Raw genomic sequence first — 11,170 nt, forward strand, 5'->3', positions numbered from 1 at the left:
CATATATAGGGGTTGGATTACCATCTGCCGCTGGCACCGCCACCACCGAAGCCACCGCCACCAAAACCTCCGAAACCACCACTATCTCCCCCGCCACCAAAGCCGCCACCTCCGGAACCGCCTCGTCCAAGTGTATTTAAGAGTGTCCACCAAAACAGATCGGAAGTTCCTGTACCATTCATGACTTTACCACCACCATTTCCACCGTTTCCTCCTTTTCTAGAAATCACTGCGATGACAATGATCACAATAACAATCACGATCAACATCTTTGAAGTGCCTCCTTTTCCTTGGGGTTGCTTAGGATCTGCTTTATACTCTCCTTTGGTATAGGAAATAAGAGCATCTGTTGCCTTATTAACTCCTGAAAAATAATCCTGCGCACGGAAAGCTGGCTTTATTTCGTTTTCAATGATACGATGTGCGATCGCATCAGGAACAGCACCTTCTATACCATACCCTGTCTGAATAGTGACAGCACGATCTCCAATTGCGGCAAGCAACAGTATACCTGTGTTGTACTTTTTATTTCCTACGCCCCACTTTTGAGCTAGTCTTACGGCATAATCACTGATATCATAAGATCCTGTTGAATTCATCAACACTACCGCAATCTGTATGGAGGTAGAGTCTTCAAAAGCCAGTAGTTTTTGCTCTAACTGCTGTACTTGAGTGGGCGATAATGTGTTTGTATAATCGTTGACCAATCTGTTGGATGTCGCCGGAAAATCGTCCTGTGCAAATACACCTGCAATACTAAATAGTACTGCGACTGCCGTCATGACAAAAATACGTATGGCTGACAATCTAATTTTGGTCAATGACCTATTTTCTTTTCGTTTATCCATTTTTTATTTATCGCCAAAAACAATATCATTCGGTAATTCATTAATATCATCGTCTTCTCGTGGATAAAATTTCGCCAGTTGTTCGCCTGCATGCTCAATGCCTTGGATCAAACCATTCACATATTGTGCATTCCGAAATTCCTGAACCATAATTTCTTTCGTTTTCTCCCAGAAATCGTCCCCAACTTTCTTGTGAATTCCTGCATCTCCTATAACGGAAAATTTATGGTCTTCGTGTGCTAAGTAGATTAAAACTCCATTTCTTAAAGCGGTCTTATGCATATCCAACTTTTCAAAATAGTGGGTTGCACGTTCGAAAACTTCTCCAGGACAGTGTTTCTCAACAACCACACGGATCTCACCGGAAGTTTTATTTTCCGCGATACTGATCGCATGTACTACTTTTTCCTGCTCTTCTGATGAAAATGTTCCCATTACTAAAGTCTTTTTTAAATAAAAAAAGATGAATGCGTGCACAAATTTCGGCCATCATTCATCTTTTCTAGTAAACTAATACGCTGTATTTAGAAAGATACTGCTGGCGCTTTATCCGCACCTTCTTGTGCTGTGAAAGTTCCTTTTGCTTTAAAGCCAAACATGCCAGCCATCAAATTGTTAGGAAAACTTCTCACAGTTGTATTGAACTGCTGTACCGCTTCATTGTAAGCTCTACGTTCGGTTGAAATTCTATTTTCAGTACCTTCTAATTGCGCTTGCAATTCTAAAAAGTTTTGATTTGCTTTCAAATCTGGGTAAGCTTCTACTGTAGCCATCAACTTACTTAACGAACCTGAAAACTGGTCCTGTACTTTTTGATATTGTGCAATTGTTTCTTCATTCAAATTGGTAGGATCTACCGTGATAGAAGTCGCCTTGGCACGTGCTTCAACAACAGCTGTTAATGTACTTTCTTCGTGCTTTGCTGCTCCTTTTACGGTATTTACCAAATTCGGAACTAAATCTGCACGTCTCTGATATGCATTTTCAACTTGAGCCCATTTTCCTTTTACATTTTCATCTTGCGATACCATTGTATTGTATCCGCATGAACTGAAAGATAATGCGACCATTAAACCAAAGAATGCGACTAATAATCTTTTCATTTTTTGTTGAATTAATATATTTCAAATTAAATTTTGATGGAAAGCTTACTACAAAGCTCATACCACTCCTACGAATATAAGAATAATTTTAGGCGTTAGGTATTTATAACTAAAAAAATACAGCAGTTATCCTTAACTTTGGGCTGTTTTTGGGATAAAAACCCAGCAAGAAATTTATGCAAAAAGAAATTGAACTGGCTATCGCTCCGGAAAGAATTGAGGACGATAATTATATTCTAACTCAAGGCTCTAAAGCCTTGAAAATAAATGGTGAGCGTATTAAAGGATTTAAAATTCGCAAGCGTTCTATTGATGCCCGTAGCCGACATGTCGTTTTTAGAGCTCGTATTATATTTTTTATCGACGAAGAACCTATTAATGAAGTTTTTGAAACGAACTTTCACTCGGTCCATGATGCACAACCGGTGTTAATTATCGGTGCTGGTCCTGCAGGTTTATTTGCAGCGCTACAATGTTTGGAAAAAGGGCTTAAACCTATCATCGTTGAACGTGGTAAAGCTGTCCAGGACCGCCGTCGTGACCTTGCGAAGTTAAACCGCGAAGGTATTGTTGATGAAGATTCCAATTATTGTTTTGGTGAAGGTGGTGCCGGGACATATTCTGATGGAAAGTTATATACCCGCTCGGATAAAAGGGGTGATGTTGAGAAAGTACTTCAACTTTTTGTTGCCCATGGTGCTAATGAAGATATTTTGGTCAATGCGCGCCCTCATATTGGAACGAACAAGTTACCTCATATTATTCAGGACATCCGAGAAACGATCATTGCCCATGGTGGCGAGGTTATTTTTGAACAACGTGTGGTTGATATTACTACAGAAAATAATCAGGTTACAGGTGTTACGCTTGCAGGCGGAAGACAGTTGAAAGCAAATCATGTCATTGTTGCTACAGGACATTCGGCACGTGATATTTTCGAACTCTTCCGTACTAAAAACTGGTTGCTTGAAGCTAAAGCTTTTGCTCTGGGTGTTCGTATTGAGCATCCGCAGGAGATTATTGATCAAGCACAGTATCATTGTGAAGTCCGGAGCGAGCATCTTCCACCTGCTTATTATAGTCTTGTGGAACAGGTAAATGGCCGTGGGGTTTTTTCGTTCTGTATGTGCCCAGGTGGGGTCATTGCTCCTTGTTCTACTGCAGACAATGAAATCGTTGTGAATGGCTGGTCGCCATCGAAACGTAATAATCCGCACGCCAATTCGGGTACTGTTATCCAAATCAACCTGGAGGATGTTCCGGGATCTGAAAGCGATCCATTTGCTTTGTTGAACTTCCAACGTGAAATAGAAAAACGTGCTTTTGAAGCTGGCGGTGGAAAAATGGTGGCTCCTGCGCAACGGATGATTGATTTTGTTGAGGGGCGGATATCCAAAGATCTTCCGGACAACTCTTATAAACCGGGTACGGTTTCTGCTGATTTAACTCAGGTGTTACCAAAATTTGTGTACGAAGCATTACGCGGTGCACTGCCTATCTTCGGTAAAAAGATGAAAGGTTACTATACCAATGAGGCTATCCTTGTTGCTGTAGAATCCCGCACTTCTTCACCCGTCCGTATTCCCCGTGATAAGTTATCTTTACAACATCCTGAAATTAAAGGTCTTTACCCTTGTGCTGAAGGGGCAGGTTATGCTGGGGGTATTATTTCTGCTGCTATTGATGGTATGAACTGTGCCAATGCGATCAATTAAATTGATAAAATATTAAATTGGTCTTGCAAAAATTCAAATAAAGCCGTATTTTTGTAAGACCAACGCGAAAGTAGCTCAGTTGGTAGAGCACAACCTTGCCAAGGTTGGGGTCGCGAGTTCGAATCTCGTCTTTCGCTCAAAATAAAAAAGCTTCCAAAATTTGGAAGCTTTTTTATTTTATACTGTTTCGTTATGGGGCACTTTTTTTCCCAGCCGCATGACAGCTGGTGTAAAAAAGGAGAATACACCTACAATCATCATCAATAATCCTGCGATCACAAAAGCGTTGGCTACTCCAATTACATCTGCTATCATACCCGTAAAAAGCAATCCGATGACACTTGGCAGAATAGCAAGACTAAAATAGAGCGAAAATACGCGACCTAACATTTGGGGTGCGACTTCTTCTTGTATGGTCGTCATAAAAGAGGCTGAAAACAGCGACATGGATACACCACCTATGCCAGTCACAATTACAAATGGAATGAACCAAGTGGATGGGAACCAACCTGAAAAAGCAAATGTCAATCCCAGTACAATATGCATGGTATTGATCATGATTACTTTCGAGAAGTTCACTTTAAATGCTCCTAATAGGCCTCCTCCAAGTAACATGCCTACTCCCCATATAATTTCAATGACACTCATCTCCCATTTACCGCCATTAAAGTGATCGATTGTCAAAAGTGGAAACATAATAGCAATCGGCATAACACAAAAAGTAGCGATCATGGCGTACAAAAACAATAGGCTCAAACCACGATTGTGGTAGATGGCCTGCATACCTTGTTTCAGATCACCCCATGCCTGTCCAAAGGATAATTTAGATTCAACCTTTAAATGAGGAATGGTGACAAAGAATAACGATACTATTGCAACTGCCGCACCTATAACATCGAGATAAAGCACTTGAGCGATTGAAAAATAAGTAATCGCCAATGTTCCTAATGCAGGTCCGGCGATACTACTGACGGACTGAAGCATCTGATTTATTCCTGATACACGCAACAATTTATCCTCGGGCACCATCAGCGGCGCTATTGCCTGCATCGCTGGTGCATGAAAAGCTGCCCCTATGGAACGACAGGTTAAAAGCAGATAGATCAGCGATAGCCCTACTGCAGCCTCCTGCAGTACAAATGTCATCATCAAGGTACATAAGGCAATAAATGCATCTGCAAAAATCATTACCTTTTTCCGGTCCCAGCGATCTATTAAAACACCTACAAAGGGTCCAATAAGTGCTTGTGGCAATAAGCCTGCAATACCTGCCAAAGCCAATACCTCGGCCGACTTATGCGTTAAACTTAACCAGACAATCACAGCAAAATTGACAGCAGAGCTCGTCAATAGCGACACAAATTGTCCAATCCAAATATACATATAGGTTTGAAACCAATTTTTCTTTTCCATAAAATAATAAAGTAAAATACAACCTTAAATGATGCGAAATATCATTTACTAAAAAAACTATTTACTTGACTGAGCTAAAATCGTCAAGGAATAAAATAAAACGTTGTATATAAAGCGACTTTCATAACGATGCAAATTTACAAAAATTTGTTAACTTTAAGATTAGCAACATCCTATAAATTATGAAAGTTTTCAGAAGCAGGCAGGACCCTTTGATGGATGCCATGATCATTGGCCTTATATTATCCATGATAGTCATGATGATCGTTACACTGCGTACTGAAGAAGCTACTTTTATAGAATTTGTGACTATAATAGGTCTTCCGACATTCTTCATGGCCATATTATTATTACCAAGACCGAGGTATATAATAGACAGTGAGTACTTTTCTTATCGATCGGGTATCTTTAGAGGAAAGATTGCCATTGACAAAATTCACAAAATAGAGGTTGGAAAGACTTTATGGGTGGGTTTTAAACCAGCAGCTGCCCGCAAAGGTTTAATCATACACTATAACAGGTACGAAGAAATATACATTAGCCCAGACGGAAATGATAATTTTGTAAATGAATTACTGCAATACAGTCCTGCTATTAAAATCGTACGATCAGCTTAATCAGCGGTCCAACCACATCTGAAAATCGGATGATTTATCTTCACTCACGATAACTTCTATACCAGCTGGCAACGCCGGTTGTAACTGGAGCCGTATACGATTACGAGCTACTTTCAACATATCTACAATCGAATCTATATGAATAATGAATTTGCGATTGACTTGAAAAAAGAATTCTGGATCAAGGCGTGATACAAGACCTGTTATGGTATCGTCGACAATAAATTGATCTCCTTCTTTTGTGTAGCCGTACAATATTTTATCTTCAGCCATAAAATAAGCAATTTCTGTTGTCGGTATCGATTTTAACCGCATACCATACCGTACTAGAAAACGAGTTTTGTATTGAATCTCCTTGGTCTCCTGGACGATAAACGGAGCGACTTTATCAAATGCTTGTTGCAACTCGTCGTCGTCATACGGCTTCAACAAATAGGCATAACCTTGATTCTGAAAAGCTTTTAAGGCGTAATCTTCAAACGCTGTTGTAAAAATAACAGGTGCCTGTACTTTGACTTGGTCAAATATTTCGAAACTCAATCCATCACCGAGCTGCACATCCATAAAAATGAGATCGACTTCATTTTTAAGCAACCAATCGGTAGCTTCACGCACTGTTGTTATAATCTTAGATTGAAATTTGGTGGCAATCAATTGGTCTAATTTCTCCAATAGACTTTCCGAAGCCCAGTTTTCATCTTCTACGATCAATATCTTTTTAAACATGTGCTGAATTTAAAAAAAAATCCCCATTCTTTTGAGAATGGGGATGGGAATTTATGAGATTGCTCTAATTTTATAAATCCGGATTGTTTGATATTGCTTCTTTTGGATAACGAATCACATAACGTGGATCATTTTCATTCAACTTGAACATCTGAGACTGATAGCTATGTATAATCTCCGGTCTTGTTGTACGTTTTAAATCGTACCAACGCAATCCTTCCAAAGCAAGTTCTCGCGCACGTTCATCTAAGATATAAGTAATTAGATCTGCATTTGAAAGTATTGCTAATTTTGCTTGAGCTGTTGTAAAAGCAGTTGCAGTTAATCTGTTTTTTAATAGTGTAGTCAACGCAGCAATAGCTTGTTCCTTTTGCCCCAATCTTGCTGTAGCTTCTGCTTTGATCAAATACAATTCTGCATTTCTAAAGGTAACGTTAAAACGATTATCTCCCCCTTTTTTTGATACATAGTCTCCTCCAGATTTTTGAAAATAACGATTAACTCGTAAGTCTCCTTCTTTAAATCTAGCCAGAAAAGATGGATTAATATAGGTTGAACGGGAAACATTTGTTTTCCCGACCTCTTCCAACGCTTGGATCATTTCTTTGGATTCAAAGTCATTTGGCAATTTAGAAGTCACATCATTCAGATTCTCTAAGTTTGCATTGATGGCTAAACCTCTATCGGCAGCTTTTGCAGCAAGTTCCCATTCGCCACGATATAATCTTAATCGTGCTTCAAAAGCTTCATAAGCACGACGACTAAATCTGTATTTTACTTTGGTCTCTTGATCTGAAACTTGCATTAAAGCAGTTCCCTGATTCATATCTTCCAATATTTGCGCATACACTTTTTCTACTGTTGCCGGGGTAAACAACTGCTCTAAGTCTACTTTTATCGAAATCGGGACACCGCGATCTGTTGAAGCTGTAGCTGCATTAAAGTTAGCTGCATAGGTATTCAACAGTTCGAAGTGTGCATATGCACGTAATAGATACGCTTCTGCCAGGATTTGTTTTACACCATCTGTATCACCGGCTTTATTTTTTGCTTCGGCAATTACGTGGTTGGTATAAAAGATACTTTTGTATATCGTCTCCCACGCCATTGGCAAAGTATTTTGATCAGAATTTTGATCTTTCCATAGATACAGATCTTTTATCTGAGCAACATCTGTAGAATATTCATCTAAAAATAATTCGTCTGTGCGTAAGTTTAATAATGCCTTATGAGCAGGGTAAGCTTGATATGCACTTACCATCAAAGCTCTAAAGTCTGCTTCAGTAGTAGGGACTACTGTTCCCACTGGTTGTATATCTAAATATTTGTTGCAAGAAACAGCTGTTAAACCTACAGCTAGCAATGCGATATATATTAATTTTTTTTTCATGGTTTTCTACTTAAAATGATGCTGTTAAACCAAATGCAAATGATTTTGAGATCGGTTGCGCATAATTATTACCATACGTTTCCGGATCAAAATACCCATCGTAGTTATTACCAAAAACGAACAGGTTACGTCCTTCTATATTAAAGCGAATATTTGATGCCTGAACTTTACTAGCAACTGACTTCGGTAAAGTATAACCCAAACGAATACTGTTGACACGTAAATAACTCATCTTTTTAGACCAGATATCTAAATATTTAAAAGAATTAGATGGATCGTTATCATTCATCCAGCTGTAAGCCATCCAACGGTCTGTAACTTCAGCATTAGTCGATCCGATTGCAATAAATTCTTTCGAACCTGGAGTTAATGCCTGCAAGACATCTTTGGTATAATTTGAACCTCTATCTACAATAGCTGGATTGTAAGTTGGACTACGACGCATCCACTGATCGATATTGAAAACGACAGACACCGCTAGATCGAAATTAGCATAACGAAACCTGTTGGTCATCCCCCCCACAAATTTGGGATCAAGACTACCTTTATATTTGAATTTATTCTGAAACTCGCTATTTGTAAGTGGCGATGATACGAGATAACCTGGCATAAAATCGGCATAAGGGTCATATAGTTGATAAAAATCTTCATACGACACAACAGCCCCCTGGTCATTGTAAAACTGTGGCAATCCATCGGCATCTAAACCTGCAGTCTCAATGACATACATAGCATTTATCGGGTAACCGGCACGCGCGTCTACATTATAGGCTTTTGGATTAGCCATTACACGCTTCAACTTATTGCGGTTCTGTGCAATATTAAAATCTGTTGACCAGCTAAAACGATCACGAACAATATTTTGACTGCTGATTGATAATTCTATACCATCATTATTTACTGATGCCCAATTCCGGGATACATTAGGGAATCCATTTTCTAGGGGCAAATCGCTAGTACCGATCAAATCTGTTGAAGTACGATTATAGTAATCTACCGTAAATTGAACTCTATTCTTTAAGATTCCAAAATCAAAACCAGCATTCCACGACTGTGTACGCTCCCAACGTAATTTATCATTAGCAGGAGCATTGACCACAATATTTTCTTCGCTTGTTCCCGGTAAAAGACTACCATTACCATATACACCAATAATAAAAGGGTAGGTATTTCGATCAATGTTTCCTTGTATTCCATATGATCCACGGAATTTCAGATTCGAGATCCATTCCTGATCTTTCAAGAAATTTTCTTCTTTTGCATTCCATGAACCTGATAAGGACCATATTGGCAAGAATCTATATTTCGGATCCACACCGAACATATTTGAACCGTCGTAACGGATACTACCATGCACATTGTATTTACGATCGTAACTGTAAGAGGCATTGGCATAAAAAGAGGCATAAGAATTCTCTCCTATTGCTTTTGAATATTGCCTAAATCTATTATCATTAAAATAAGTATTATTAGGGAAAATAATATTTTCATTCGTTAGGGTTTTTGGATTAAAACCAAAACCACGTGTCATTATGCCTGTATTTTTTGATCTCCTCAATTCTGTACCTGCCATGATCTCTATGTCATGGTGATCATTAAAGTTACGGCTAAACTGTGCAAAAGATTTCCAGTTGTATTGAAAAATACTATTCTTATCATTTTGGACAGTTCCGCCATCAGGCAGGAAATATTTATATTTTTTGGAGACACTATCGTAATAACGAGTTTGTTCTCTAAACTTTCTTGTGTTATAGCTTTCTTTATCAGCAAAACGCTCTGTACCCGATTCCTCAAACTGTAAACCTAGTTCAGTACGTAGCGATAAAGAAGGCAGCACCTGATAGGTGACATTTGCTATTGCTTTTAAACTTTTGTTATTTAAATTATAGCTTGTATTTGCACGTTCCTCAAGCGCATTAAAAGGCACATAGGTGTCTTTTGCGTAGCCTTCGATATCGGGATCATACACATAGTTTCCTTGTGCATCTCTAGGCATTAAATACGGATTTACGGTACGCGCGTAGGTGTTGGGATTCGTAAAAGCATCACGATCTTGAATGAAGTTATTACGATCTGTAGATGATCCTAATAAATTGATACCTGCTTTTAATTTATTACTGATTTTAAAGTTATTATTTAAAGTCAGTGAATAACGACGCATATCAACTCCTTTTGTTGTTGCTTTTTCATCGTAAAATCCTCCTGACAAGTAAAAATCGTGTCCATCAGATCCACCAGATATCGCTGCTGTATATTGTTGATTTAATGCTGTACGATACAACTCATCGCCCCAATTATGATTTTGATTGCGCAATTGACTGATGGCGTCTTGTGTTGTTTTAGAAAGACCTGTCAATCCATATTGACGATAAGCATCTAATTCATTATTGGTACTCAATAAACGTGCAATAGCACCACGATCTGCTCGATAAGTCAGATCAGAGCGATTGGCCATTCCTAATTCAAAATCAACCTTCTCTGATGCGTTCATCAGGTTGAGTTTCGTAAAATCAGGTTTCTGCGTAACGAAACTATTTGCCGATACGGAAACCTGCGTAGGTCCTTTTTTTCCTTTTTTAGTTGTAATCACGATAACACCATTTGCTGCTCTAGCACCATAAATTGAAGTTGCTGCTGCATCTTTTAATACGGTGATATCCGCAATATCATCGGGATTGATACCGGCAATCGGTAAGTTAGACAGATTGTTCAAATTATCTTTATCAAAAGTATTTGGCAATGCTGTTCCTTCGATCGGCAAACCATCGATTACCCATAAAGGATCTTGAGTTCCGTTTAAAGATACAGTACCACGGATACGAATCTTTGGAGCACTGTTCGGCCCCCCGTTCAGGTTACTTAACTGTAAACCCGCTACCTGTCCTTCCAATAATTGATCAACACTAGACACCCCTGTTTGCTTGATATCGTCTAATTTCAGCTTATTGTAAGCTGTCGTGTTTTTGACCTTACTGATATTGGTATACCCTGTTACGATCACTTCTTCGAGCGCATTATCTGTTGCTTCCAAAAAAATCGTGTTGTATACCTTCGCTACCTGGACTTGCTTATTCTGGTATCCAACAAAGGAAACTGTAAAATATTTAACGTCCGTCGGTACAGTTAGGGTAAAATTACCAGCGTTGTCGGTCACTGCTCCCAATGCAGATTGTTGTATTTGACCAACTACCCCTGTAGATTCTCCAACTGCAGTGCTTTCAATAAAAACGGTAGCACCTAATATCGGTGATTGCGTTTTGCTATCCAACACTTTTCCCTTTAGGGTTATCGTTTCTTGTGCATACGAAGTAAGTTGCACGCAAGAAAAGACGACAAAGAGTAAGAATTTGTTCATTTG

At 38.9% G+C, this 11,170-nt stretch carries 9 protein-coding genes and 1 tRNA gene; 3 read left to right on the top strand and 7 right to left on the bottom strand.

The window, feature by feature from the left end; all coding sequences use genetic code 11:
• Positions 1 to 17 precede the first annotated feature (17 nt).
• The 3 genes from ACFS6I_RS17085 to ACFS6I_RS17095 all read right to left on the bottom strand — a co-directional run bounded on the left by ACFS6I_RS17085 (position 18) and on the right by ACFS6I_RS17095 (position 1,951).
• A complete protein-coding gene (locus tag ACFS6I_RS17085) occupies positions 18 to 782 on the bottom strand; it encodes a TPM domain-containing protein (RefSeq protein WP_132770060.1) in 765 nt (254 codons plus the stop codon).
• Between the two features lie 69 nt (positions 783 to 851).
• Complete coding sequence (locus ACFS6I_RS17090) at positions 852 to 1,283, bottom strand: TPM domain-containing protein (protein WP_183917566.1); 432 nt, start codon at positions 1,281 to 1,283, stop codon at positions 852 to 854.
• Positions 1,284 to 1,372: 89 nt separating this feature from the next.
• Positions 1,373 to 1,951: a LemA family protein gene (locus ACFS6I_RS17095; RefSeq protein WP_021188860.1), complete on the bottom strand. Its 579-nt coding sequence runs from the start codon at positions 1,949 to 1,951 to the stop codon at positions 1,373 to 1,375.
• A 176-nt stretch (positions 1,952 to 2,127) separates the two neighbouring features.
• On the opposite strand from ACFS6I_RS17095, the gene ACFS6I_RS17100 reads away from it, so the two are divergent.
• Together ACFS6I_RS17100 and ACFS6I_RS17105 are read left to right on the top strand one after the other, a co-directional pair.
• Positions 2,128 to 3,666, top strand: coding sequence for an NAD(P)/FAD-dependent oxidoreductase (locus ACFS6I_RS17100; RefSeq protein ID WP_380922385.1), 1,539 nt, complete (start codon positions 2,128 to 2,130; stop codon positions 3,664 to 3,666).
• A 64-nt stretch (positions 3,667 to 3,730) separates the two neighbouring features.
• Positions 3,731 to 3,803: transfer RNA gene (locus ACFS6I_RS17105), tRNA-Gly, on the top strand.
• A 40-nt stretch (positions 3,804 to 3,843) separates the two neighbouring features.
• Here ACFS6I_RS17105 and ACFS6I_RS17110 read toward each other — a convergent pair.
• The gene (locus tag ACFS6I_RS17110; RefSeq protein WP_380922387.1) at positions 3,844 to 5,079 is read right to left on the bottom strand and encodes an MFS transporter; all 1,236 of its coding nucleotides are present in this window, start codon (positions 5,077 to 5,079) and stop codon (positions 3,844 to 3,846) included.
• Between the two features lie 182 nt (positions 5,080 to 5,261).
• Between ACFS6I_RS17110 and ACFS6I_RS17115 the strand changes: the two genes are divergently transcribed.
• Positions 5,262 to 5,696 carry a PH domain-containing protein gene (locus ACFS6I_RS17115; protein ID WP_380922389.1) on the top strand — a complete coding sequence of 145 codons (435 nt, stop codon included), beginning with the start codon at positions 5,262 to 5,264 and terminating at the stop codon, positions 5,694 to 5,696.
• On the opposite strand, the gene ACFS6I_RS17120 is transcribed toward ACFS6I_RS17115, so the two are convergent.
• From ACFS6I_RS17120 to ACFS6I_RS17130, 3 genes are all read right to left on the bottom strand, one after another.
• Positions 5,697 to 6,422, bottom strand: coding sequence for a LytR/AlgR family response regulator transcription factor (locus tag ACFS6I_RS17120; protein ID WP_380922391.1), 726 nt, complete (start codon positions 6,420 to 6,422; stop codon positions 5,697 to 5,699).
• A gap of 70 nt (positions 6,423 to 6,492) precedes the next feature.
• Entirely contained in the window at positions 6,493 to 7,812 is a 1,320-nt protein-coding gene (locus ACFS6I_RS17125) for a RagB/SusD family nutrient uptake outer membrane protein (RefSeq protein WP_380922393.1), read from the bottom strand.
• 10 nt (positions 7,813 to 7,822) lie between these two features.
• Positions 7,823 to 11,167: a SusC/RagA family TonB-linked outer membrane protein gene (locus ACFS6I_RS17130; RefSeq protein ID WP_380922395.1), complete on the bottom strand. Its 3,345-nt coding sequence runs from the start codon at positions 11,165 to 11,167 to the stop codon at positions 7,823 to 7,825.
• Positions 11,168 to 11,170 lie beyond the last annotated feature (3 nt).

This window comes from Sphingobacterium anhuiense (genome assembly GCF_042686355.1).
Lineage (GTDB): Bacteria > Bacteroidota > Bacteroidia > Sphingobacteriales > Sphingobacteriaceae > Sphingobacterium > Sphingobacterium anhuiense.